The following is a 23,750-nucleotide window of genomic DNA, read 5'->3' as shown; positions in this document are numbered from 1 at the left end:
TTACCTACAAGTTATTAATAATGATTTTTAATTTTAAAAGGGTAATTTGAGATAAATATATTTATCAAAATTAACAATAAAGTATAGGAGAAAAACATAAAATGAATAACATTATATTAACAGGCATGCCAGGAGCAGGGAAAAGTACAATAGGAGTAGTTCTGGCAAAAACTCTAGGTTTTACATTTATTGATTCAGACTTAGTAATTCAAGAAAGAGAAAATACATTATTACAAGAAATCATTGATGATATCGGAATGGAGAAATTTCTAGATGTAGAAAAAGATGCTATTCTGAGTATAGAAGCTAAACATTCTATTATAGCTACAGGTGGAAGTGTAGTTTTTAGAGAAGAAGCCATGAAACATTTAAAAGAAAGAGGAATTGTGGTTTATTTAATGGTCTCATATGAAGAGATAGAAAGAAGAGTGAACAATATAACTACAAGAGGTATAGCCATGGCTAAAGGACATACATTAAGAGATGTGTACGACCAAAGGATTAAGTTGTATGAAAAGTATGCGGATGTAGTTATTGATTGTGATAATAAAAGTTTAGAAGATATTGTTAGAGATATAAAAGGAAATGTATAACAAAAATTGAAGATAAAATCAAATTCAAGGACTGTAGAATAGATATTCATATTAGATGCTATTCATCGGTCCTTTTTAATTAAATAGGATAGTTCTAAGGTGTTAAGAATATATTAATAATATACGAACAAATACTAAGTATAATAGGAGGTGTTACCAGCATTTTTAGAAGGGAGGAACTTATACGGTTAAAAATTATATAATTGATACTAATGTAATGATTCATGATCCTGATTTTATGCATAACTTTCCTTGCAATAACATAATTATACCTTTAATATGCATAGAAGAATTAGACAATCTAAAAAGAAGAGAGGGATTAGTAGGGTTTCATGCTAGAATGGTAGCTAAAGAAATTAAAATACTCATGGAACAAGGTGATATAGAAAAAGGAATTGAATTACCCAATAAAAGTGTTTTGCGTGTAGAATTGAATCATATGGATATAGATATCCTTCCTAATGGTTTTGATACCAATAAAAACGATTCTAGAATATTAGCCATAGTATTAAGTCTTAAAAAGGTTAATAAAGACATTCCAATAGTATTGGTGACAAAAGATTTATATATGGCTATAAAAGCTAAATCATTAGGAATGGAAGTAGAAGATTATCAAAGTGACCGTATTGACATTGATACCATCTACAAAGGATATATCGAAATTGAATTATTATCAAAAGATATTGATAAAATATTTGATGAGGGCTTAGAACTTCCAAAAGACTTGTCAGAAGAGATATATCCTAATGAATTTCTTCATATAAAAAGTAAAGACAAAATTTCTCATGAGATACTAGCCAGATATAATGGAGAAAAAATAGTTCCTCTTATACATGCTAATGAATGTGCATGGGGACTTAATCCAATCAATAGAGAGCAAAAAATGGCATTTGAATTACTTATGAACCCAGATATCCATTTTGTAACTATTATAGGTGGAGCCGGGTCGGGAAAAACAATATTAGCAACGGCGACTGCTTTACAGAATGTAATAGAAACCAATAAATATAGAAAAATAGTATTCGTAAGACCTGTAATAGCGGCAGGAAATGATATAGGCTATCTGCCTGGTACTGAAAGAGAAAAATTAAAACCTTGGATGGGAAGTTTCTATGATGCTATAGAGAATCTATCTGACATAAAAGAAGTAGGTAAGAATAATGGAGGAAAACCTTCATTTACTGTAGAAGATTTCATTGAACAATTCAGACAGAGGGGAGTTATAGAGACCAAGACTTTTACATATATGAGAGGCAGAACTTTTACCAATGCATTGATTATAGTTGACGAAGCTCAAGAAATGACACCACACTTAGCAAAACTTATGTTGACTAGAGCAGGAGAACATTCCAAATTTGTATTTTTGGGAGATCCTAGTGATAATCAGATTGATAATAATTATATTGATTCAAAATCCAATGGGTTAGTATATACTGTTGAGAAAATGAAATACTTCAATATTACAGGGCATGTGGCACTTAAAAGAGTAGAACGTAGTCCTTTAGCTGAAATAGCTGAAAAAAACATGTAAATAGATAAGTTTTTTAGTTATGACGTTTCGTTTATTAAATAAACGGAGCGTTTTTTATTAAATAGGAAAGGTCTACTTTCCTGTTTTTTCTTATTATAGATGTATTATTTTTATATATGAAAATTCTATAAGATCTAGCACAATCTTTTTGCCAAAAAGGTTAAAACATGTTATATTTGAAAATATGGAATAAAAGTATAATTAGAATTTTTACCTAAACTACAGTGGACAAGGAGACCGTAACTATGACAGAAAAAGTATTGACTTTAGTAATTTGCTTTGGTGGTGGTTTGATTCAAGGACTATCAGGATTTGGTTTTGCAATGTTTGTAATGTTTTTTATACCATTCATTATGCCTTTGAAAGTAGCAGCCATAGTAACTGGATTACAGACTTTTTTTATGGGAACATATGTTGTTGCTAAATTCAGAAAACATATAAATTATAAAATTGCAGTAGTACCATTAGTATCTTCATTGGTACTTGTGCCCATTGGTGTACGATTTTTAGTTTTTGGAGATGAACACGTACTGAAGAAAATTTTGGGAGTAACAATAGTTGTCATTTCAATATTTTTATATATAAAAGGTAAAAAAGAAATAAAGATCAAAACAAATGTAAAAAATGGTATTCTAGCAGGTTCATTAAGCGGTATAATGAGTGGAATGTTCAATGTAGGAGGACCTCCTTTAGTTGTATATTATCTGTATGGAACGAAAGATAGACTGTCGTACAAAGCAACACTTGAATTCAGTTTCTTGACTAGATCAATTATGATAGTAATCATGCATGCCATATATGGGAATATTAATGGTAACATATTAACTTTTGCGTTATATGGAGGAGCAGGTACTATTGTTGGAAATCTATTAGGACTAAGTATGTTCCAAAAGATCAATAGTAAATTGCTTCATAGAATCGTGATTCTATTGATGTTCATTTTAGGTTGTCTGTTAATAATAAGAAAATAATAGAAAATAATGGGTTACATATTAGAATACGTATAATTTTTAGAATGTTAGATGTATAAAGTTAGCTATAATAATTATACATAAATATTAAGAAGCATATCATAAAAATATAAATTTCAACATTTAAAATAGTTGACAATGTTCTTTGATAAGAATAAACTAGTTTTTGCAGATATTTTGAAATAAAATAGATATTATAATTATAATAGTTTGGAAGGGAAAATACAAAATGGAAAATAATTCTAGACAAAATAAAATGGGTACGATGAAGATATCTAAATTGATGTTTGTGATGTCTGGACCTGCAATAATAGCTATGGTAGTACAAGCGTTATATAATGTAGTTGATAGTATATTTGTGGCTAGATATAGTGAAGATGCGTTTACTGCTGTTAGTTATGCTTTTCCTATACAGCTGATAATTATAGCTTTTTTTGTAGGACTAGGCATAGGAATTAATTCACTTATATCAAGAAAACTAGGAGAAAAAGATGTAGAGACTGCGTCTAATGCAGCTGAACATGGCCTTTTGATGAGTTTAGCATTATATTTAATTATTCTTTTGTTAGGTATATTTTTTGCCAATGATTTCTTTGAATGGTTTACTAAAAGTAAAAATATAATTGAATTAGGTACGCAATATATACAGATAATAATGTTTTTTTCATTTGGTAGATTAATAGCTCAAGCAGGTATGAGTATTCTACAAGGTACGGGAAACATGATTCATCCGATGATATCACAATTGATAGGTGCAGTAATAAATATTATTTTAGACCCAATATTGATATTTGGTTATTTTGGATTACCTGAGATGGGTATTAGAGGAGCAGCTATTGCAACTGTTATTGGTCAAATACTGTCTATGGTATATATGTTGATTGTACTTTATACAAAAGATCACCAAGTAAAATTGGATTTTAGAAGTTTCAAATACGATAGAAACATAATAAAGGGTATCATGAAAGTAGGATTACCAGCAGCTGTAATGCAAGCAATTGGTTCAGTGATGCTTATTGGACTAAATTTAGTATTAGGATCTTTTGGAGACGTGGCAGTAAGAGTTATGGGAGTGTATTATAAGCTTCAATCTTTTGTGTTTATGCCTGTTTTTGGATTATCACAGGGTATCATGCCTATAGTTGGTTATAATTATGGTGCTAAAAATAAGGAGCGACTAATGAAAGCTATAAAATTAGGTATTACTGCAGCTATCATTTATATGTCATTGGGATTCTTAGCATTTCAGATTATACCATCTCAATTATTCAGCTTGTTTAATAGTTCGCAAGAGATGGTTTCAATTGGGGTCATAGCCTTTAGAATTATTAGTTTCATCTTCCCTATGGCTGCAATTTCTATTATGTATAGTACTTCATTCCAAGGAATGGGAAAAGCTCATATTAGTATGATTGTTTCAATAATAAGGCAATTGGTAGTATTATTACCATGTGCATTCATATTTGGTAAGATATTTGGACTTAATGGGGTATGGTTTTCATTTATAACATCAGAAATAGCAGGTCTTAGTGTTGCACTGATATCATTTAAAAAAGTATATAAGAATCAATTATCAACATGGTAAAAATATAAATGGTTAATGTAATTTTATGTTGAAGGAGAAATAATTATGAGACTATATATTATTCGTCATGCTGAACCAGATTACAAAAACGATACAATTACTGATGATGGACATAAACAAGCTAAAGCCTTAGCCAAAAGACTTAATAAAGAAGGTATAACACGGATTTATTGCTCACCATTAGGTAGAGCTATTGATACCATGAAATATACTGCCAAACTAATGGATATTGAACCAAAGATACTTGAATGGACTAGAGAAATACCACGAATGCCAATAAATGATAAAGACATACAAGATTGTCCGGCTTGGAATTTACCAGGTGAAGTAATATTGAAAGATACATCTTATTTGACGCTTACAGATTGGCATAAGCTACCTATAATAAAAGGTGTAAATGCTAGAGAAAAGTTTACTGAAATTCAAAAAGAATCGGATATGTTTTTTAAAAAATTAGGATATGAAAGAGTTGGTAGTAAATATCGTATATTAGAACCTAATAGAGAGAAAATCGCTATTTTTTGTCATGGAGGTTTTGGAAGAACGTGGCTTTCTCATCTGCTTAATATACCGTTACCTATTTTTTGGGCAAGTTTTTTTATCCAAACAACTTCCGTTACAACTATTTTATTTGAGGAAAGGTCAAAAGAATGGGCTGTTCCTAGATGTATAGGATTTGGAGATACATCTCATTTGTATGAAGCAGGAATCGAATGTACATCGACTGGGTTGAAAGCAAATTACTATTAACTAAATGAAAATATCCTAGGATTAAACCATGGCAAATAATATCGGTATAATATTCGACGGTAGTACATATAAAAACCATATATGGCATAAGAATGGCTTTGTAAGTTGTTATCTTATCGCTATAGATGGTTTTTTAGCATATAAAAATTATATATTTTGTTTTTTCAATTATGTGGTTTCATTTTCTTTTTGACTTATTTCAAGATATTTTTCTTTGATTTTCTTGAAATCTTCCCAAGCATCTCTTTTTTTGGAAGGGTCACGTAATAGAGCAGAAGGATGATATGTAGCCGTTAAATAATATCCTTTCCTATCAACCCAAGTTCCATGTTCTCTAGTGATTCTAAAATTTTTATTGATAATACATTGTGCAGAAACTCGTCCGAGACACACGATTATTTTAGGATGTATTAGTTTAACCTGATATCTCAAATATGGTAAACAGGCTTTTTTTTCAGTTTCAAGGGGATTTCTGTTTCTAGGTGGTCTACATTTTACTATATTAGCTATGTATATTTCTTCTCTTGATATGTCTACTGCTTTTAAAATCTTATCAAAAAGTTGTCCAGATTTTCCTACAAAAGGAGTTCCAGTCAAGTCCTCTTGTTCGCCAGGACCTTCACCAATAAACATTAAATTAGTATTTATATCACCTTTCCCGAATACCATATGATGTCTGGTTTTATATAAATCACATCTAGTACAGTTGTTACATATTTTCTCAAGTTCATTCCAATCTAACATAATATTTTCGCCTCACAGAATTCTTAATAATATATATTATATCAGATAGTCATTAAGTTGAAAATAGATAGTGTTTTATATCAATTACTTTTGTATTACGTATTTAATTGAAGAAAAAGTGTTTTGCTAAAAAATACCATTACATATTTTCTATGAGATAATATCAGTATCGCAAAACACTTTTATTGTTATATAAGTTCACTAATTGATTGTAATTTAATTACTTTTCAAAGATTGAATATAGTTGATTATATCTTCGTCGGTTTCTTGTTTTAATAAAGCACTACCGATAAAGGCTGCATCAGCTCCTGCTTTTTCTATTCTAACGATATCTTCACGAGTGGAGACACCAACGCCACAATAAATAGGATTCTTAATGCCTCTTTCTCTAAGATACTTGATACATTTATCAAGTGTTTCATAACCTTCTTTTTCTTTTCCACCAGATTTTGATTGGAGATAAACGAAGCCATTAGAGGCTAGAGCACTTGTGACATTCTCTTCTGGTAAATCAAAAGGTACCCAACAGGATATTTTAATACCTTCTTTGATAAGTTGATTTTTGATATCTTCGTTTTCAAGACCAACCATTATCAAGTCGTAGGTTTCTAATTCTTTACAACGTTTAATGAATTTTTCTACACCAATTGCTTTAATGGTATGTTCATAAGCTAATAATATTATTGGAGTATTGGGATATTTTTCTTTTAATGTCTCGATACCTTTGAAGTATTTATCAAAATCGTCACAAGCTTCCATAGCTGCTTTCATTCTACCGCCAATAAAATCACTATCTAAATAAGCATTATCTGTAGGAAAATCTACTTCTAGAAAGTCACAACCGGCTTTTATATATATGTCTGCTCTTTCTATGCTTTTTTCTATGGTTGGATAACCAAAAGACAAGTAACCAATTATTTTAACACTCATTAGTTGTACCTCCGTTATATATTTTTAATATAAGTTTTTTCATGTGTTCTACATCTGGAACTATTGGATTGGTCTTAGTACATCCATCGGCAATGGCTAACTTTGCAATCTCTTCTAATTGAGCTTTGAATGAGTCATCATCATTAATTACTTCTTTTAGAGAAAAAGGTATATCTAATTGATTATTAATTTCTCTTACAGCATCTAATAAAGAATCTTTATTGATTTTCTTAGCCAGTTCATTATAGCGTTTTTTAGCCATATCATCTGACATGTTGAATTCAATTACATAAGGAAGAATTATAGCATCAGCTAGACCGTGAGGAATTCCGAATAATCCCCCTACAGTATGAGCAATACTATGTACTATCCCTAGAGATACATTAGTAAATGCCATACCAGCGAAGCAAGATGCGACTTGCATGTTTTCTCTTGCTGTCAAATCATTTCCTGTATTGTAAGCTGTTACTAGATTATCAAGTATCATAGCTACTGCTTTTTCTGCTAATACATCAGATATCATATTGGCTCTTGTTGAAGTATAGGCTTCTATTGCATGTGTAAGGGCATCCATCCCTGTTGCGGCAGTAAGTCCCTTAGGCATTGAGGCAGTAATATCAGGTTCGAGAATAACTACATCAGGTATCATTTTCATATCACTGGCACCTGATTTTTTATGAGTAGCTGTATTAGTTATAACTACAGAACGGCTGACTTCACTAGCAGTACCACTGGTAGTTGGAATAGCTATCATTCTAGCTTTATTTCTAAGAGGGGGCATATTATTATGCTTTGATTCAAATTTATCTATTGTATCGATTTCTGGGTATTCATATATTACCCACATAGCTTTGGCAGCATCCATAGCAGAACCACCGCCAACACCTACAATCCAGTCAGGACCGTATTCCATCATTTTTTTGGCACCTTCATGAATTGTCTCGAAAGATGGATCAGGTTCAACATCATCAATAATAATTGATTCAATACCAGCATCTTTCAAATAACCTTGAATCTTAGCCATATGGCCACTGACAATTAGATAATCACCACTTGTTACGATTACAGCTTTATTACCTTCTATAGTTTTTAGATGTTCAAGAACTCCTTGTCCGAACATCAATTGTTCTCCGCCTAATTTCATTGGACGCATCATTTTAGTCACTCTCCTCATATCATTATTTATGTTCAATCTTATTCATAAGTTTTTTAACTTTTTCAGTATCTATTACTCCGTCACTTTTTATACTAGATCCTACAATAGCTCCATCAGCGATATTAAGTTGTTCATCAGCATTATCAGTTGTAACTCCACTACCAATGAATACAGGTATTTTTACAGTGTTTTTAACTCTTTTAACTGCATCTATTGGTGTTTCACCACCAGTATGTGAACCAGTTACAATAACTCCGTCTGCTCCGCAAGCTTGTGCCCATACAGCAGATTCTTCAAGGCTAATGTTAGAATTTAACATGTGAGTATATTTAACTTGAACATCAGCTAATATTTTGACTTCTGTTGCATCAATGGCTTTTCTATATTTTAAAGCTTCATCACAGCAAGCTTCCATAATTCCATTAAAGCTGACAACGGTATCTACAAAAACAGGTAAACGTATAAAATCAGCTCTAGCTCCTTTTGCGCAAGCTAATCCACTTTTATAATCACAAAAAGCTGCATCTACACCAATGGGTACATTGGTATGCTCTTTTATAACAGCTGTTAAGGCTGCAAGTGCAGCAGTTTGTTCAGTAGTAAGTAAATGACTGAAAGGGATGTCTCCATCGTTTTCTACCATTATGCCATTTACACCGCCTGCTTCTAAAGCTTTTGCATCTTTTAAGGCAGCAGCATAAATCTTTTCCATATCACCATCAAAATTAGCTGTACCTGGTAAAGCTTTCAAGTGTACCATACCAATAATAGGTTTATTTGTTCCAAATATTTTCTTGCACCAACTCATAATTAATCGTCCTTTCCTCTATGATCAGTTGAATTTATAGTATAATATGAAGCTTCAATAGCTTCATGTTTCTATGCATTTGCATTGTGATATAATACGATTCCATCAAGTACTACACGTACAAGATCTTCTTCTTCAGCTTTTTGTCTATTTCCACCTTTCAGGTAGTTTTTGAGATTCTCAAGAACTGTTGTCATAGTTACGACACATCCTTTAATACCCATTAGACGTGAAAGAGTAAGAATCGTACTGCTTTCCATATCAATTCCACCAATGTTGTACTTTTTAAGTTCTTGAATATCTTCTACTATAGGTAGTTGTAATTTATTAGATAATCGGGATTCTCTCATTTGACTATAGAACCCGTCATAACTGCAAATTATTGAATTATCATAACCAAATCCATTATTTTCAGCACTTTTGTTCATATATTCAACAAGTTCAAAGTCAGCTACTGCGGGATATGATCTATCAACATATGTTGTTGTCGTACCATCTTCACGCATAGCGCCAACAGGTATAATGAATTTACCTAATAGATCATCTCTAAGTCCCATAACAGTTCCTAATCTCACTGCAACTTCCATACCACATTCATACATTTCTTCTAAAGCTATAGCTGCTGAAGGGCCTCCAATACCTGTTGAACTTATTGTTATCTTAACACCCTTATAGAATCCGGTATAAGAGTGGAACTCTCTACTTACAGCAATTTCTTTTACATCTTCCATAAAGCTGATTATTTTTTCAACTCTTCTTGGGTCGCCTGAAAAAACGACATATTTACTAATATCTTTATCAGTTGATTTTAGATATAAGGTCTTTTCCATTATGCCAATTCCTTTCTTCTGATTTCTAATCTATAAATTGTTAATAAAGTTGAGTTTATACCGTTCTTTTAATTGTTCTTCACTAGGCACATTACCTAAACATCCCATTTCTTCTATTATAAATGAGGCAACTGTAGCTCCTACTTTTCCACAATCCATATAGGACATCTTGTGGACCAATCCATATATGAAACCTGCTATATAAGAATCACCCACACCTGAAGTGTCTGTTACTTTATCAGGTTTAGCTATTGGTACTGTTTCTTTCATGATTTTACCATTGTGTTTGCATAAAATAAGGCTACCATTTTTTCCTTGTGTTATAACTAAGCATTTGCAACGACCATTATCAAATAAGTCACATATGTCTTTAAGATTAAACAACTTCTTGATTTCTTTTTTTTCTCCTTCATTCATGAAAATAATAGTAGAGGAGCTAAGCAAGTATTTTAGAGCATCTTCTTTGAATGCTTTAAAGTCACATTTCATGCCGAATATAATAGGAACATTTTCATTGATGCAAGCTTTTGCAAAAGCAATATTATATTCTAGATTTCCTACTGTTATGACACCGTATTTTGCTCTTTTTATAATCTCTTCATCAATGTGAACAGGATATTTATCAGACATAGCACCTGGATAAAATAATGTTATATGATTACCCATATCATTTTCTATAAGATAAGAGTTAGAGGTAACATCTTCTTCTATGACTTCAATACCATCTAAACAAATGTGGATATCTTGTAAGAAATCTCTATATCCTGTGGATTGAAAATCATTTCCGACACGCATCATTAGCATAGATTTTAATGATAATTTAGCACAAGTATAGGCAATATTGACATTGCATCCACCATAATATATTTTACTGTTATCCGAATTCTGGATTATTGAAGTTTTCCCAATGGAGATGGAATCTTCTGTTTTGATTATTCTGTCTAGGCTGGGATAGCCCACCGCTATGATGTCTATATCTTTAGTCATTAAATTCACCACCATCTAGATTCTCATATAGTTCATTCATTGTAATGACACTACCTAAGTATTTTTTTATATCTGTTAAGTGAACATTATTAACTACTTCATCGTTGGTAGCGACACATTCTTTTATAACGATTGGGTTATAGTCCAGATGATAAGCACCTTCTACGGTCGCACGTATGCAACAGTTGGTTTTAGTACCACATATAAGAAGGTTTCTTATATCATGTTCCCTTAGAATAAGATCAAGGTCAGTTCCGCAAAAGGCATTATATCTTCTTTTTTTAACAATATAGTCAGTTCTTTCGTCATATCCGAGTTCTGGCATTATTTCTTCACCGCCAGAACCTTCTAGGCAATTAATCCTTCTTCCAGAACCTAGCTCTTTGTCAAATAAATATTTTCTATGATAATGTTGTACAAAAATTATTAAAATATTTTTTTCTCTACAGTGATCAATTACATCACGGATTCTAGGTAGAATTTCTTGGTTCTGAGGATAAAATACTTTTCCATCCGGGTGTGCAAAGTCATAAAGCATATCCACAATTACTAAAGCTGTTTTTTTATTCATCTTTTATCCCCCTATCTAAGTTACCAATCATTCTAACAGCTCCAACAATTGATAACACTAATACTATAAATATAAAAGGTATCATTTGTATAAATGTGCCTGGAATGTTAAGATTCTGTAAACGCATTTGAATAGAATCAGCAAAACCAAATAGGAAACTAAATACATAGGTACCAAGAGTAGTACCTCTTCCACAGAATATTGCTGCAAGGGCAATAAATCCACGGCCATTAGTCATATTTTCAACAAACATAGTGAGGTTGCCAAGGGAAAGATTAATCCCAGCGAGTGCACATAGTATTGCGCTTATATAAACAGTAGAGTATTTAATTCTATTGACTTTGATACCAATAGCTTTTGCAGCTTCTTCATTTTCTCCTACAGCTCTAACGTAAATACCGTATTTAGTATGATTCAGAACGAAATATACTAGAATCGCAATGATAATACTTACATAAACCATAGGTGAATGGTTATTCAAGATAGGTCCAATAAAAGGTATTTTGTCCAAAAATTCAATATGAATAGGGGTGGTTCCTACTATTTTAGGGTCTGAGAATACACCTCTCCTACCAAATGCGACTTGTAAGACAAAAGATGTCAAACCAGCTGCGAAAATATTAACTGCCAAACCTGTGATTATAAAATTCCCTTTCAAAGTGATGCCAAATACATTGAAGAGCAGTGCAAAAAGCATTGATGCAACTATAGCAGAAATAATCGCTATAAAGATACTTCCAGTGGCAAAACTAGCTATTACTCCTGCGAATGCTCCAATGAGCATCATGCCTTCTAATGCAATGTTAAGTACATTAGCTTTGTGTGTGAATAGTCCTCCAAGGGCAGCTAATACAATAGGTGTTGCCATTCTTAAGGATGTGTGTAATATTGCTTCTATCATACTAACTCCTCACTTTCCTTCTGAACATAAGTTTGAGTCTTGACATGAAACTGAATTCTGTATTTAAATAATCTACAGCTAAAAAGAAGATGATTAAACCTTGAATGATACTTATTAGTGATCTTGGAACACCAACCATAAGCTCCATAGTACTTCCACCATTTTTAAGTATTCCGAAGAATAATGCAGCTATTAAAATACCAATGGGATTATTTTTACCAAGTAGTGCGATTGTCATACCATCCCATCCATATCCAGGTGAAAAACCAGCTATAAATCTATGATGAACGCCTAGGATTTCTCCAGCACCGGCAACACCAGCAAGCATCCCACTAACTACCATTATGATGATAGTTTTTTTTCTGGTGTTCATACCAGTTGCTTCTGCAAAACTTACGTTATGTCCAATAGCTTTTATTTCGAAACCTAGTCTTGTATATTTGAATATATAGTAGACTATACATACCATGACAATAGCTATCAAGAAAGCAAAGTTCAGTTGAGATGTTTTCATGAAACGAGGAAGGTAGGCACTTTGTTCTATAGGGTATGTAGCGGCATAACCTTCACCTGAATAGAATACGAAGTTAGTCAAGTAATCAGTTAACAAAATTGCTACATAGTTTAACATGATAGTGACCACCATTTCATTAACATTAAATCTGCCTTTTAATACACCAGGTATAAGAGCGAATAGTCCACCAGCTATAATAGCCGCAACTATACATAATAGGACATGGATTACTGTTGGTATACCTTTTAATGTAAAACCTACATAAGCGGCAGCAAATGCACCTAGATACATTTGACCTTCAACACCCATATTAAATAGATTCGCTTTAAAAGCAACTGAGATTGCAAGTCCTGTTACAATAATAGGAGTAGCACTGAATAATGTATTGTATAAAGCGCTTTTTCCAACTAGAGCTCCTCGAAACATGGCTGAATAAGCTTCTATTGGATTATGTCCAGATATAATTATCAATATAGCTCCTACGATAAAGGCAAATATGACAGGTAAGATTAAATAAAATACTCTTTTTGAAATTTGTTTATAGTCAATTTTAGCCATTGTTCTCTACCTCACTTCTATCTGTTATTCCAGCCATAAGGAATCCTAGTTCCTCTTTTGTAGTTTCTTTAGCATTGACTTCTCCTATAACACTACCTTTGTACATAACAATTATTCTATCGCTCAGGTTCATAATTTCTGACAGTTCAGATGATACTACAAGGACAGCTTTGTTATCATTTCGAAGTTTAATTAGCTGTTTATGAATAAATTCTATTGAACCAATATCAACTCCACGAGTAGGCTGACTGGCTATAACTAAATCTGGATTCATAGATAATTCTCTTGCAATGATAACTTTTTGGGCGTTTCCACCTGATAACTGACCTACGTTTCCATCTGCCGAACCCACACGTATATCAAAGTCATCAATTAATTCATCACGGTTTGTCTTTATTTTGTTGTAGTTATAATGATAAGTTGAACCAAATTTATTCGTATCATGATAACCTGCCATAAGGTTTTCTGATATTTTCATATTTCTGCACAAACCATGTTTATATCTATCTTCTGGAATAATACCAATTCCTAGTTTCCTTATTTTTTCAGAAGGATAATTAGTTATATTTTTACCTTTATAAGTTATTTTTCCGTTTGTACATTTCATAAGTCCTGTAATTACTTTAATCAACTGTGATTGACCGTTACCTTCAACTCCTGCAACACCTAGGATTTCACCTCTTTTGACAGTGAAATTTACATTATTGAGTAATTTGATTTTTTGTTTATTGGTTACGCTAAGATTATTAACAGTAAATAGCTTTTCACCAATTTTTGCTTCTGATTTTTCTACTTGCAACAAGACATCTCTACCTACCATTAATTTGGCTAGGTCTTTTTCTGTCACATCATTGGTTTCTACTCGGCTTACTATTTCGCCTTTTCTAATGACTGTTACACTATCAGAGCATTTCTTGACTTCACCTAGCTTATGTGTAATAATGATGATTGTCTTACCCGCCTCACGGAGCTCGTTTAGACTAATTAGTAATTCATCAACTTCTTGAGGAGTAAGTACAGCAGTTGGTTCATCTAGTATTAAAATATCCACATTGCGATAAAGCATTTTTAATATTTCTACCCTTTGTTCAGTTCCTATAGGAACATTTTGGATTTTATCTTTGGGATTAATATTAAAACCATATTTATCAATAAGTTCTTTTACGACTTTTATTTCTTTTTTCTTATTAATGCGAATGCCTTTGGTAAGTTCATCGCCCAATAAGATATTTTCAAAGATTGTAAATGTAGGTACTAATTTAAAATGCTGATGTACCATACCGATACCAAGATTGATAGCATCACGAGGATTTTTTATTGTAACGTGTTTTCCTTTAATTAAAATTTCACCCTCAGTGGGTTGTAATAAACCATATAACATATTCATAAGAGTTGATTTTCCAGCACCGTTTTCCCCAACAATTGCATGGATTTCACCCTTTTTGACTTGTAGATTAATGTTATTATTAGCTGTAAAATCTCCGAATTTCTTTGTGAGATTTTTAGTTTCAATAATATACAAGGAAATTCACTCCTTTACATAACAAGTTCGTATATTGATGTAAACTTGGATGATTTTAATTTATTTATATAGATATCCACTAATCACAATACATTTCAAGGTGTTTTCCCTTATTCTATAGCCTTGAAATGTATTGACTGAGGATTAGGGATATCTTTTTTTATTCTTTTGAGACATCAGTAACTTTGATTTCTCCGTTTGAAATTTTTTCTTTTATTTCTTCTAATTTATCAAGATATTCTTGTTTTAACATATCTTTTGTATGTTCCATTGGACTAAGTTCCGTACCTTCTTTTAATCCTAATTCGATAAGATTTTGGTCATCGATAGTACCATCTTCTAATTTTTCTGCAAGCATAACCATTGCCATGTCCAGTCTTTTCATCATACTTGTTAGGATATTACCAGGTACGATATAATCTTGGTCGGAGTCAACACCTATTGCAAAAACATTTTTATCTTTTACGGCTTCGAATATACCTTCGCCAGTTCCACCTGCTATTTGATATACTACGTCTGAACCTTGATCGATCTGTACTAGAGCGAGTTCTTTTCCTTTTGCAGGATCACCAAATGAATTAGAGTATCCTTTCAATACTTTGATTTCTGGGTCTATATATTTGGCACCTTCTTCATAACCAACTATAAATTTATCAATACCAGGAGATTGAACTCCACCTATTGCACTGATTACTTTTTGATCATTTGTTTTGTCTATGGATTCATCGGTTGTTACCATAGCTGCTAGAGCGCCAGCTAAGAATGAGCCTTCATGTTCTTTAAAAATTACAGAAGTAACATTTGGTTGGTCTACAACTATATTGAATATTGCGAATCTTGTATCTGGAAATTGGGGAGCTACAGTAGCTAGAACATCAGCATGTCCATATTCAAGGGTACATACTAAATCATAGCCTGCTTTTGCAAGTTCAGTTAAGTATTTTTCACCTTCTGAGACATCTGCAGGTTCAACAACTTTTATTTCCATTCCTAAATCTTTTTCAATTTTTTTAAGTCCTTCATATCCAGAATCATTATAAGAACGATCTCCTAACCCACCAGCACTTGTTACCATGGCAACTTTGAAAGTTTTGTCTTCTGAATCTTTGTCTTTAGTGTCAGCTGATTTTCCACATCCCACTAATAATAAAGTCAAGCATAACATTATTGCAAATACCTTTTTAAAGTTCATTTTCTTCCTCCTTTTAAGTAATAAATAAGTTTTTATTAGTTTGGTCATATATGATAAGTTCCATTCTACTTTTTTTAGAAAGTTCTTTCGTACTAATATGAAGGGGTAAAATATTGGTACGAAAGTAAGTAGAATAGGAAAATACCTTTAGGTTATTCAACAAAGTCTATATAGAATTTGGATCTATCTGATCTATAAAATGTTTTGAAATATTCTATTAATATTTTGCTGCTATTATGTTCACCATATACCCAACCATTAAATTTCAATAAAGGTAGGTTAAGGTTAATGTCTAGTGCTTTTGCTATTACTTCATCGGGTAGTACGGCTTCAACAGTTCTGTTAGAACCGATTATATCTATTTTATAAACAGTCGATAAAGTTTTGTATATAGAACTTTTATTAAAATTGAAGTTTTCTATTGATGGAACATATTTGTAAGGTATATATGATTTGGTATAGTTTATAGGTGATCCTTCAATTAGATTAACTCTCTCGGTGTAGAAGACTTTATCCTTAGGAGTAAGATTCATTTGGTGGCTTAATCTTTTACTTGGAGTCAAGACATCATATTTTATGACTTTTGATATAGGATCAAAGCCCTTGCTTCTTAACATTTCTTTACAACTAGTTAATTTAAGTAATCCTTGAGAGAACTTCTTGCCTTTTACATATGTCCCTTTTCCATGTATTTTATACAGATAACCTTCATTAACTAATATATCTATAGCTTTTCTTACGGTAGTTCTACTTATATCGTATTTTTCCATCATTTCTCGTTCTGAAGGTATTAGTTCATCTGCATTTACTTCTTCATTTTCTATCATTTTTATTATTTCTTGCTTCAGTTTGTAGTATAAAGGTATAGGTGTATCGATACTTTTCATTTTTATCCTCCTTAGGTGGTGATAACGCGATGTCATCTCGTCACTACCAGTTGAGAAGAGTGTAGCACATTTTTTTACATAATTCAAGGCGTTTTGTGAAAAAAGTCTATTTTTTTAACTATATTAATTGGAAATTGTGTAATTTAAAGGATGGTAGTTTGAAAAAAATATTTATACAATAAGTAGTTGGTAAATATGACGGGATTATATTGATTATTATCGTAAAGTTAATCAAAATAGATAAAATATGAATGAAATCATATTATTCATATTAAGTAAAGACTATCCCATAAATCATGGATAGTCTTTCGTATGTTAAGAATTTTTTTGTTTGTATTCTTTTAAAGCTTTTGCTAACTGGTCTGGACATGATGTTTGTTTAGAACCACAAGGAGTTCCTTCTAAACGATCAATTACTTCATCAACTTCCATTCCTTCAATCAGTTGGCTAATGCCTAATAGATTGCCGGCACATCCATATGTAAATTTTACATTAGTTACTTTGTTATCTACTACATCAAATGTTATTTTTTTAGAGCATGTTCCTGTTGGGTAATATTCGTACATTCTTATTTATCCTTTCTATAATATTTTCTGCCTAATGGAGTTATTTTTATATTAGTCAAAAATATTAATATGCTAGACTTCTTGTTGTAACTTGTCTTTTTATGTAGATAGTATACAATAATAAAAAAATATTGGCAATAAAAAGTTTTTTTACTAGGTATTCAAATCCCAAGTCATAATTTTAGTTATTAAAAAATAGTTATTTTGTTTAAATATAATTTTATATAAAATACTGTTCACAAAATATTAGTACTATGAGATAATTGATATAAGGATACTAGAAAATTTTTAAAAATACATACGGTAAATATTATATAGGAGGATTAGTAAATGAGTGTTGTAGGAATCATAGGAGCTATGGAAGAAGAAGTAGCAGCCTTAAAAGAGAAGATAGTTATAGATGAGGTTAAAAAATACGCTAGTCTGGAATTTTATAGTGGTAAGATGTATGACAAAGATATAGTTGTAGTTAGATGTGGCATCGGAAAAGTTAATGCAGCAGTGTGCACACAGATCATGATAGATAAATTTGGTGTAGACATGATAATTAATACTGGTGTTGCAGGTGCTGTCAGTAACAAACTGAATATAGCAGATATTGTTGTCTCTAGTGATGCACTTCAACATGATATGGATGCAACGGGATTCGGATATAAAGTTGGAGAAATTCCTAGAATGGATGTAAGTTGTTTCAAGGCAGATGAAAAATTAATAGAATTAGCTAAGAAAGCAAGTAGTAATAAGATTGCAGATCATAAAGTATTTGTTGAAAGAATTGTCAGTGGTGACCAATTTGTTTCTGATATGAAAGTCAAAGAAAGATTAATAGAAGATTTTAACGGTTTCTGTACAGAAATGGAGGGGGCAGCTATTGCACATGTATGCCATCTTAATAAGATACCTTTTGTAATAATTAGGTCAATATCTGATAAAGCGGATAATTCAGCAGAAACTAATTTTGAAGAATTCACTCAAATCGCAGCAGATAATTCTACAAAAATTATAGAAGGAATGATAGAAATATTATAAATTGTAAATAATTTACAAATAACTCTTCCAATAATTGCAATATTGATGTATAATAATTGTAAATAATTGGAAGGGGAGTTTCTTATGTATGATACAATTAATCTAATAGTATGCTCAATATTAACTTTTGTTTTTATTATAGGTGTATTTAGCTGTTTATCGGCTAATAATAAATATAATGGAATACTGAAAACTATTGACGGGAAATTTATGGACAAGGATATAATGTTTATAGAACATAAATATAGACACAGGGTTGTTTCGGGAACTAAGCCATTGAATACAAAAATATTTATAGAGAAAAATCTTTATAATATCAAAGTTAATAAGATACCAATATATATATTAGAGGATCTAGCAATCAATACATTATATTTTACAATATTAATAGGCCTTACATTCACTTTCCTGGAAATAGCATTGCTTAATAAGATTAATATAGAAGTTTTGCCTAATGTATTGATATGTGGTATATTTGGGTTAGTATTAGGACTTATATTACTTGGAGTTAGAATGATTTGTAGAATAGATGACAAAAAAGAAATTGCTACAATTTATCTGTGCAACCATCTAGATAATGAGTTGAAAGTCGTTATGAATGGGGTTAAGATTGCTAATGAAGATTATGGAAAAAGTAAGGAAATTAAAAAAATTCATAAGAAAGGCAAAAAAGATATACACGATATCTCTGACTATTCTAGGCCTAGTAGAGACAGGGATGAAGATATATCAAACAGTGCGAAAATATCAAAAAGCCCCAGATCAAGAAGGAAAAGCACTTTATTAAATGAAAATGATTTGGAGGATGTTATAAAAGAAATAATGTCTTAGTTATATGAACATCATATCAGTTACTTTTAATGAGTAAGTGATATGGTGTTTTTTTATACTATTTTAATTTACTAAATTTTATTATTGTTTCATTATTTCCTATATAAATATTATCGCTATCGTTTGTTTTTATATAAATGGAGCTATCTTTTTTTACTAAATGACCAGTTGAATTTTCTGTAGGTTTTTCGTTATGTTTTGTTTCACTCTTTATCGTATCAACAAATTCATATTCATCTGTAACGTCAAATTCATTACCTGTGGTTTTGTATATTTCATCATTATACATTACCAATGGAGGACGAGAAGCATCTACTTCATCATCATCATTATTACTACAACCAGTAATATTGAAAAAAAAGATTATTATTAAAATTACATATAAAAATTGTTTCATTTAAACAGTTCACTCCTTTAAAAATCAAGATACTATTTCTATGATAAGACTTAAACATGAATTTCTTTTTTTTACCTTATAAATAACTATATCATATAGCCTTTAATAAATGTGTTGTTATTTGTCATAACTATTTTTCCTTGATTATATAAATATTTATTAAAAAATAATATCATATTCTAACTAATATTGAATGAATATTTAAGTTGTTATATATTGAGGTTAAATCAACATAAAAAATAAATGATAATTGGTATATTAAAACATATTTTTACTTATACTGAAAGTGGTATGAACAAATAATAACAATTATTGAAATAATAAATACTTGATAATAACTATTATTATGTTATAATGATTATTACAGGATATATTTAGTAATTTATAGCTAATTGCTAACACATAAAAAGGAGGAATGAAGAGATGAGTGTTAATCTACCTATTACAAATGAACATGGTTTTTATGAAATTAGACTTGAGAGTATAGGAGGACTAGGGGCCAATCTTATCGGTAAAATATTGGGTGAGTTAGGTGCATTGTATCTTGAACTCAATAGTTCTAACTTTGCCAGTTACGGTTCTGAAAAAAAAGGAACACCTGTTAAATCATTTATCAGATACTGTGATACTGATAAAGAGATCAGAATAAATAGTCCAATAGAAAAACCTCATGTAATTGGAATTTTTCATGAGAATCTTGCTGGGAAAATTCCAGTTATGGCAGGTGTGGATGAGAATACAGTTGTTGTAGTCAATACCAATGATGAACCAGATGCTGTTAGAGATAGACTCAAAATGCATGCAGGAACATTAATATGTATTGATGCGTTAAAGATAGCTTTGGAAGAACGTACTAGAATCAATATGGTATTGCTGGGGGCTATAGGAAAAGCTACAGGATTCATTACACTTGATTCATTGGAACAAGTAGTCAGAGATACAGTAGGTAAGAAATATCCAGCTGCTCTTGAAGGAAATTTAGCAGGAGTCAGGAGAGGTTATGAAGATATTATTGGAACTGAATATAAGGATGATGGCAAGTATCCATATCAAGAATATAAAGAGGTAAAAAGAGACTGGGGTTATGCTAATGCACCTATAGGAGGTGTTAACACAATACCTGGAAGTACTATTACTAATGATGTTTCTGCCAGCAGACAAGGATATGTTCCTATTTTCCATGAAGAGAAATGTATACACTGCGGGCTATGTGATACTACTTGCCCTGATATGGTTTTCCAATTTGTCCAAGGTGAGTATAGAGGTAAACCATCAATGGTTAATAAAGGGTTGGATTATCATCATTGTAAAGGTTGCCTTAGATGTGTGGAAGTATGTCCAACAGCAGCATTAACAGCTGAGTTAGAAAGAGATTATGATATTGGTAAACTACATGTAAGAAACAAAGACCTTATTGTAGATTCTCTGGAATTTGAAGATACTGGAGCTAATTCAATCGTTAATACTGAAAGCGGAAACTAGAATAGAGGAGGATTAAAGAATGGTAGAACAAAAGATTGTTTTTGATAGTGGAAATGAACTTGCGGCTTATGCTGCAAAACAAATAAATTATCATGTAATGGGTTATTATCCAATCACTCCATCAACCAAGATTGCCGAACATCTTGATTTGTTAAAAGCCGAAGGTGAACATGATGTAATGATGATACCTGGTGATGGAGAACATGGGGCAGCGGGTATTTGTTATGGAGCTACAGCGGGTGGTGGTCGTGTTTTCAATGCTACATCAGCTAATGGTTTGCTCTATGCTCTAGAACAATTACCAGTACAGTCCGGTACTAGGTTGCCTATGGTACTTAATGTTGTGTGTCGTACTGTATCCGGTCCTCTTTCTATAAAAGGCGATCATAGCGATATAATGTATACTCTCAATGCAGGATGGATAATACTTTTTGCCAAAGACCCACAGAGAGTATATGACATGAACATATGTGCTCTAAAAATTGCAGAGAAGGTTAAACTACCAGTAATAGTTGCATTTGATGGATTCTTCACTAGTCATCAGAAGAGAAGAGCTAAAGTTTTCGAGAAAGATTCAGATGTTCAGGATTTCATTGGAAAATATGAACCGGAACATCACTTGTTAGATCCTGATAAACCTGTTACTATGGGTTCTTATATGAATGAACCTGACCTTATTAATAATAAATTCCAATTGCATGAAGCTATGAATGATGCAAGAGGAGTAATAAAAGATGTTCTTAAGGAATATGGACAACTATCAGGTAGAACTTACGATGTTGTTGAAGGCTATAAAATGGAAGATGCAGATGCTGCTCTATTCATAATAGGTTCAAGTTATGATACAGCAATTCTAGCAGTTGATGAATTAAGGAAAAAAGGTAAGAAAGTTGGGGTTTTTGCGGTTAATGCCCTTAGACCTTGGTACAAAGAAGAACTATATGAAATGGTCAAGAATACAAAAGCTATAGTTGTTGCCGATAGACAAGATAGTTATGGTGCTAACGGTGGGAATCTATCTATTGAGTTAAAAGCTACATTACAAGATTACAAAGCAGATATTGAAGTAGCTACATTAGTATATGGACTTAGTGGTAAAGATTTCTATATAGAAGATGCGATTGATATGCTTAATAGGGCTCTTGATATTGTGGAGACTAAAAAAGTTGAGAATAGATTTGATTACTATGGTAACTACACAGGAAAAGAAGGTTATAAGCCTGAGCAATTATTTAAACCAATAACTAAAGAAGAAGCATCACCAGGTGTAACAACAGTAGTAAAAGACGAAGAGACAGGAAAATTCATTGCAAAAGGCGGTATTCCAAAAAATGCTACCAAGATGCCCAAAAGATGGGCACCAGGTTCAGGAGCATGTCCTGGTTGTGGTATACCTGTTAACGTTAATCTATTGTTAAAAGGTATTGAAGGTAATGTAGTTCTATTATTCCAGACAGGTTGTGGAATGGTTGTTACGACTCCTTACCCTCAAACAGCATTTAGAGTGAGTTATATCCATAACTTATTCCAAAATGGTGGAGCAACATTATCAGGTGTTGTTGAGATGTTCCATCAGAAACAAAAAAGAGGCGAGATACCTGAAGGAGAAGATTTTACATTTGTTATGATCAGTGGAGATGGTGGTCTTGACATAGGTATGGGAGCGGCTCTTGGTGCTGCACTTAGAAATCACAAGATGATAATTATGGAATACGATAATGGTGGTTACATGAATACTGGATATCAATTATCATATTCATCACCAAAAGGAGCTAAGACTTCTACTTCACATGTTGGTCCAGCTCAAGCAGGAAAGGCAAATTATAATAAGGATACACCTATGATATTTGCAGCAACCAACATTCCTTATGTTGCGACAGTTGCTGAATTCATGCCAAGTGATTTTATTAAAAAAGCCGCCAAAGCCCAAAAATATGCTCAAGAATATGGTTTGGCTTTCATAAAAGCATTATCTGCTTGTCCTCTAAACTGGGGAGATGAGCCAAGATATGAGAGAAGTGTTATAGAAGCGGGAGTTAACAGCTGTTATCATCCTCTATATGAAATAGAGAATGGTATTACAACAATAACTTATAATCCTGAGACTAAGAATAAGAAGATTCCTATGGCAGATTTCTTCAAGATGATGGGAAGGACTAAGCATTTAACCAAACCTAAATATGAAGCACTTCTTGATGATATTCAGAATGAGGTTGATAGAAGATGGGAGAGATTAAAGGCTAGGAATGATAGTCTAGTTTTATAGTTTACAAGAGTATGGAATATACTTATAAAGAATTGCAATGTTGATAAAATAATCCCTAAAACTGTTATTAGGAAAAACTTAACAGCTTAGGGGTTGTTTTTATTACTATTCAAAATTCTATAGCTTAAATAGATGTATAATTATTAAT

Annotated in this window: 23 protein-coding genes; 9 read left to right on the top strand and 14 right to left on the bottom strand. The window is 31.9% G+C overall.

The annotated features are described in order from the left end of the window. The first annotated feature begins 101 nt into the window (after positions 1 to 101). The 5 genes from QMG30_RS13610 to QMG30_RS13590 all read left to right on the top strand — a co-directional run bounded on the left by QMG30_RS13610 (position 102) and on the right by QMG30_RS13590 (position 5,430). Entirely contained in the window at positions 102 to 593 is a 492-nt protein-coding gene (locus QMG30_RS13610) for a shikimate kinase (RefSeq protein ID WP_281816231.1), read from the top strand. A gap of 199 nt (positions 594 to 792) precedes the next feature. Then, the gene (locus QMG30_RS13605; protein ID WP_281816427.1) at positions 793 to 2,124 is read left to right on the top strand and encodes a PhoH family protein; all 1,332 of its coding nucleotides are present in this window, start codon (positions 793 to 795) and stop codon (positions 2,122 to 2,124) included. 245 nt (positions 2,125 to 2,369) lie between these two features. Continuing rightward, the gene (locus tag QMG30_RS13600) at positions 2,370 to 3,095 is read left to right on the top strand and encodes a sulfite exporter TauE/SafE family protein (RefSeq protein WP_281816229.1); all 726 of its coding nucleotides are present in this window, start codon (positions 2,370 to 2,372) and stop codon (positions 3,093 to 3,095) included. 229 nt (positions 3,096 to 3,324) lie between these two features. Continuing rightward, positions 3,325 to 4,680 (top strand): MATE family efflux transporter, encoded by a 1,356-nt coding sequence (locus tag QMG30_RS13595; protein ID WP_281816228.1) that lies wholly within the window; start codon positions 3,325 to 3,327, stop codon positions 4,678 to 4,680. A 45-nt stretch (positions 4,681 to 4,725) separates the two neighbouring features. Then, positions 4,726 to 5,430 carry a histidine phosphatase family protein gene (locus QMG30_RS13590; protein WP_281816227.1) on the top strand — a complete coding sequence of 235 codons (705 nt, stop codon included), beginning with the start codon at positions 4,726 to 4,728 and terminating at the stop codon, positions 5,428 to 5,430. Between the two features lie 168 nt (positions 5,431 to 5,598). On the opposite strand, the gene QMG30_RS13585 is transcribed toward QMG30_RS13590, so the two are convergent. The 13 genes from QMG30_RS13585 to QMG30_RS13525 all read right to left on the bottom strand — a co-directional run bounded on the left by QMG30_RS13585 (position 5,599) and on the right by QMG30_RS13525 (position 17,597). Next, positions 5,599 to 6,174: a uracil-DNA glycosylase gene (locus QMG30_RS13585; protein WP_281816226.1), complete on the bottom strand. Its 576-nt coding sequence runs from the start codon at positions 6,172 to 6,174 to the stop codon at positions 5,599 to 5,601. A gap of 216 nt (positions 6,175 to 6,390) precedes the next feature. After that, positions 6,391 to 7,104 carry a tryptophan synthase subunit alpha gene (trpA, locus tag QMG30_RS13580; protein ID WP_281816223.1) on the bottom strand — a complete coding sequence of 238 codons (714 nt, stop codon included), beginning with the start codon at positions 7,102 to 7,104 and terminating at the stop codon, positions 6,391 to 6,393. Then, positions 7,094 to 8,260 carry an iron-containing alcohol dehydrogenase gene (locus tag QMG30_RS13575; protein ID WP_281816221.1) on the bottom strand — a complete coding sequence of 389 codons (1,167 nt, stop codon included), beginning with the start codon at positions 8,258 to 8,260 and terminating at the stop codon, positions 7,094 to 7,096. Before QMG30_RS13575 ends, trpA begins: the two co-directional genes overlap by 11 nt. A gap of 22 nt (positions 8,261 to 8,282) precedes the next feature. Next, positions 8,283 to 9,068: a BtpA/SgcQ family protein gene (locus QMG30_RS13570; protein ID WP_281816220.1), complete on the bottom strand. Its 786-nt coding sequence runs from the start codon at positions 9,066 to 9,068 to the stop codon at positions 8,283 to 8,285. Positions 9,069 to 9,139: 71 nt separating this feature from the next. After that, positions 9,140 to 9,898 (bottom strand): nucleoside phosphorylase, encoded by a 759-nt coding sequence (locus tag QMG30_RS13565; RefSeq protein WP_281816219.1) that lies wholly within the window; start codon positions 9,896 to 9,898, stop codon positions 9,140 to 9,142. A gap of 30 nt (positions 9,899 to 9,928) precedes the next feature. Further along, on the bottom strand, positions 9,929 to 10,885 hold the full coding sequence (locus QMG30_RS13560) for a PfkB family carbohydrate kinase (protein WP_281816218.1): 957 nt from the start codon (positions 10,883 to 10,885) through the stop codon (positions 9,929 to 9,931). Next, positions 10,878 to 11,456: a cysteine hydrolase family protein gene (locus QMG30_RS13555; RefSeq protein ID WP_281816216.1), complete on the bottom strand. Its 579-nt coding sequence runs from the start codon at positions 11,454 to 11,456 to the stop codon at positions 10,878 to 10,880. The genes QMG30_RS13560 and QMG30_RS13555 overlap by 8 nt, the downstream gene beginning before the upstream one ends. Continuing rightward, positions 11,449 to 12,357 carry an ABC transporter permease gene (locus tag QMG30_RS13550; RefSeq protein ID WP_281816215.1) on the bottom strand — a complete coding sequence of 303 codons (909 nt, stop codon included), beginning with the start codon at positions 12,355 to 12,357 and terminating at the stop codon, positions 11,449 to 11,451. The genes QMG30_RS13555 and QMG30_RS13550 overlap by 8 nt, the downstream gene beginning before the upstream one ends. Position 12,358: 1 nt before the next feature. Further along, on the bottom strand, positions 12,359 to 13,429 hold the full coding sequence (locus QMG30_RS13545) for an ABC transporter permease (RefSeq protein ID WP_281816212.1): 1,071 nt from the start codon (positions 13,427 to 13,429) through the stop codon (positions 12,359 to 12,361). Beyond that, the gene (locus tag QMG30_RS13540; RefSeq protein WP_281816210.1) at positions 13,422 to 14,951 is read right to left on the bottom strand and encodes an ABC transporter ATP-binding protein; all 1,530 of its coding nucleotides are present in this window, start codon (positions 14,949 to 14,951) and stop codon (positions 13,422 to 13,424) included. The genes QMG30_RS13545 and QMG30_RS13540 overlap by 8 nt, the downstream gene beginning before the upstream one ends. A 160-nt stretch (positions 14,952 to 15,111) precedes the next feature. Next, positions 15,112 to 16,143: a BMP family lipoprotein gene (locus tag QMG30_RS13535; RefSeq protein ID WP_281816208.1), complete on the bottom strand. Its 1,032-nt coding sequence runs from the start codon at positions 16,141 to 16,143 to the stop codon at positions 15,112 to 15,114. Positions 16,144 to 16,295: 152 nt separating this feature from the next. Further along, complete coding sequence (locus QMG30_RS13530; RefSeq protein WP_281816206.1) at positions 16,296 to 17,030, bottom strand: GntR family transcriptional regulator; 735 nt, start codon at positions 17,028 to 17,030, stop codon at positions 16,296 to 16,298. A gap of 315 nt (positions 17,031 to 17,345) precedes the next feature. Beyond that, positions 17,346 to 17,597, bottom strand: a complete 252-nt coding sequence (locus QMG30_RS13525; protein WP_281816204.1) for a TIGR03905 family TSCPD domain-containing protein — start codon at positions 17,595 to 17,597, stop codon at positions 17,346 to 17,348. 330 nt (positions 17,598 to 17,927) lie between these two features. Between QMG30_RS13525 and QMG30_RS13520 the strand changes: the two genes are divergently transcribed. Then, the gene (locus tag QMG30_RS13520; protein WP_281816202.1) at positions 17,928 to 18,626 is read left to right on the top strand and encodes a 5'-methylthioadenosine/adenosylhomocysteine nucleosidase; all 699 of its coding nucleotides are present in this window, start codon (positions 17,928 to 17,930) and stop codon (positions 18,624 to 18,626) included. Positions 18,627 to 18,710: 84 nt separating this feature from the next. Continuing rightward, positions 18,711 to 19,457, top strand: a complete 747-nt coding sequence (locus QMG30_RS13515) for a hypothetical protein (protein WP_281816201.1) — start codon at positions 18,711 to 18,713, stop codon at positions 19,455 to 19,457. A gap of 58 nt (positions 19,458 to 19,515) precedes the next feature. Here the strand turns inward: QMG30_RS13515 and QMG30_RS13510 are convergent, their stop codons facing one another. Then, the gene (locus QMG30_RS13510; RefSeq protein WP_281816198.1) at positions 19,516 to 19,854 is read right to left on the bottom strand and encodes a hypothetical protein; all 339 of its coding nucleotides are present in this window, start codon (positions 19,852 to 19,854) and stop codon (positions 19,516 to 19,518) included. A 423-nt stretch (positions 19,855 to 20,277) separates the two neighbouring features. Between QMG30_RS13510 and QMG30_RS13505 the strand changes: the two genes are divergently transcribed. After that, positions 20,278 to 21,336: a 2-oxoacid:acceptor oxidoreductase family protein gene (locus tag QMG30_RS13505; protein WP_281816197.1), complete on the top strand. Its 1,059-nt coding sequence runs from the start codon at positions 20,278 to 20,280 to the stop codon at positions 21,334 to 21,336. 19 nt (positions 21,337 to 21,355) lie between these two features. Beyond that, positions 21,356 to 23,602, top strand: a complete 2,247-nt coding sequence (locus QMG30_RS13500) for a thiamine pyrophosphate-dependent enzyme (protein ID WP_281816194.1) — start codon at positions 21,356 to 21,358, stop codon at positions 23,600 to 23,602. Positions 23,603 to 23,750 lie beyond the last annotated feature (148 nt).

This window comes from Vallitalea longa (assembly GCF_027923465.1).
Classification (GTDB): domain Bacteria; phylum Bacillota; class Clostridia; order Lachnospirales; family Vallitaleaceae; genus Vallitalea; species Vallitalea longa.
This window is presented reverse-complemented; position numbering and strand designations above follow the sequence as displayed.

What these genes read in the sequence shown, in the direction of transcription:
- QMG30_RS13575 (WP_281816221.1), bottom strand. Translation starts at nt 8,260, where the DNA reads ATGATGCGTCCAATGAAATTAGGCGGAGAACAATTGATGTTCGGACAA.
- QMG30_RS13565 (WP_281816219.1), bottom strand. Translation starts at nt 9,898, where the DNA reads ATGGAAAAGACCTTATATCTAAAATCAACTGATAAAGATATTAGTAAA.
- QMG30_RS13570 (WP_281816220.1), bottom strand. Translation starts at nt 9,068, where the DNA reads ATGAGTTGGTGCAAGAAAATATTTGGAACAAATAAACCTATTATTGGT.
- QMG30_RS13505 (WP_281816197.1), top strand. Translation starts at nt 20,278, where the DNA reads ATGAGTGTTAATCTACCTATTACAAATGAACATGGTTTTTATGAAATT.
- QMG30_RS13500 (WP_281816194.1), top strand. Translation starts at nt 21,356, where the DNA reads ATGGTAGAACAAAAGATTGTTTTTGATAGTGGAAATGAACTTGCGGCT.
- QMG30_RS13535 (WP_281816208.1), bottom strand. Translation starts at nt 16,143, where the DNA reads ATGAACTTTAAAAAGGTATTTGCAATAATGTTATGCTTGACTTTATTA.
- QMG30_RS13525 (WP_281816204.1), bottom strand. Translation starts at nt 17,597, where the DNA reads ATGTACGAATATTACCCAACAGGAACATGCTCTAAAAAAATAACATTT.
- QMG30_RS13595 (WP_281816228.1), top strand. Translation starts at nt 3,325, where the DNA reads ATGGAAAATAATTCTAGACAAAATAAAATGGGTACGATGAAGATATCT.
- QMG30_RS13585 (WP_281816226.1), bottom strand. Translation starts at nt 6,174, where the DNA reads ATGTTAGATTGGAATGAACTTGAGAAAATATGTAACAACTGTACTAGA.
- QMG30_RS13545 (WP_281816212.1), bottom strand. Translation starts at nt 13,429, where the DNA reads ATGGCTAAAATTGACTATAAACAAATTTCAAAAAGAGTATTTTATTTA.
- QMG30_RS13515 (WP_281816201.1), top strand. Translation starts at nt 18,711, where the DNA reads ATGTATGATACAATTAATCTAATAGTATGCTCAATATTAACTTTTGTT.
- QMG30_RS13550 (WP_281816215.1), bottom strand. Translation starts at nt 12,357, where the DNA reads ATGATAGAAGCAATATTACACACATCCTTAAGAATGGCAACACCTATT.
- QMG30_RS13510 (WP_281816198.1), bottom strand. Translation starts at nt 19,854, where the DNA reads ATGAAACAATTTTTATATGTAATTTTAATAATAATCTTTTTTTTCAAT.
- QMG30_RS13555 (WP_281816216.1), bottom strand. Translation starts at nt 11,456, where the DNA reads ATGAATAAAAAAACAGCTTTAGTAATTGTGGATATGCTTTATGACTTT.
- trpA (WP_281816223.1), bottom strand. Translation starts at nt 7,104, where the DNA reads ATGAGTGTTAAAATAATTGGTTACTTGTCTTTTGGTTATCCAACCATA.
- QMG30_RS13530 (WP_281816206.1), bottom strand. Translation starts at nt 17,030, where the DNA reads ATGAAAAGTATCGATACACCTATACCTTTATACTACAAACTGAAGCAA.
- QMG30_RS13590 (WP_281816227.1), top strand. Translation starts at nt 4,726, where the DNA reads ATGAGACTATATATTATTCGTCATGCTGAACCAGATTACAAAAACGAT.
- QMG30_RS13610 (WP_281816231.1), top strand. Translation starts at nt 102, where the DNA reads ATGAATAACATTATATTAACAGGCATGCCAGGAGCAGGGAAAAGTACA.
- QMG30_RS13520 (WP_281816202.1), top strand. Translation starts at nt 17,928, where the DNA reads ATGAGTGTTGTAGGAATCATAGGAGCTATGGAAGAAGAAGTAGCAGCC.
- QMG30_RS13560 (WP_281816218.1), bottom strand. Translation starts at nt 10,885, where the DNA reads ATGACTAAAGATATAGACATCATAGCGGTGGGCTATCCCAGCCTAGAC.
- QMG30_RS13600 (WP_281816229.1), top strand. Translation starts at nt 2,370, where the DNA reads ATGACAGAAAAAGTATTGACTTTAGTAATTTGCTTTGGTGGTGGTTTG.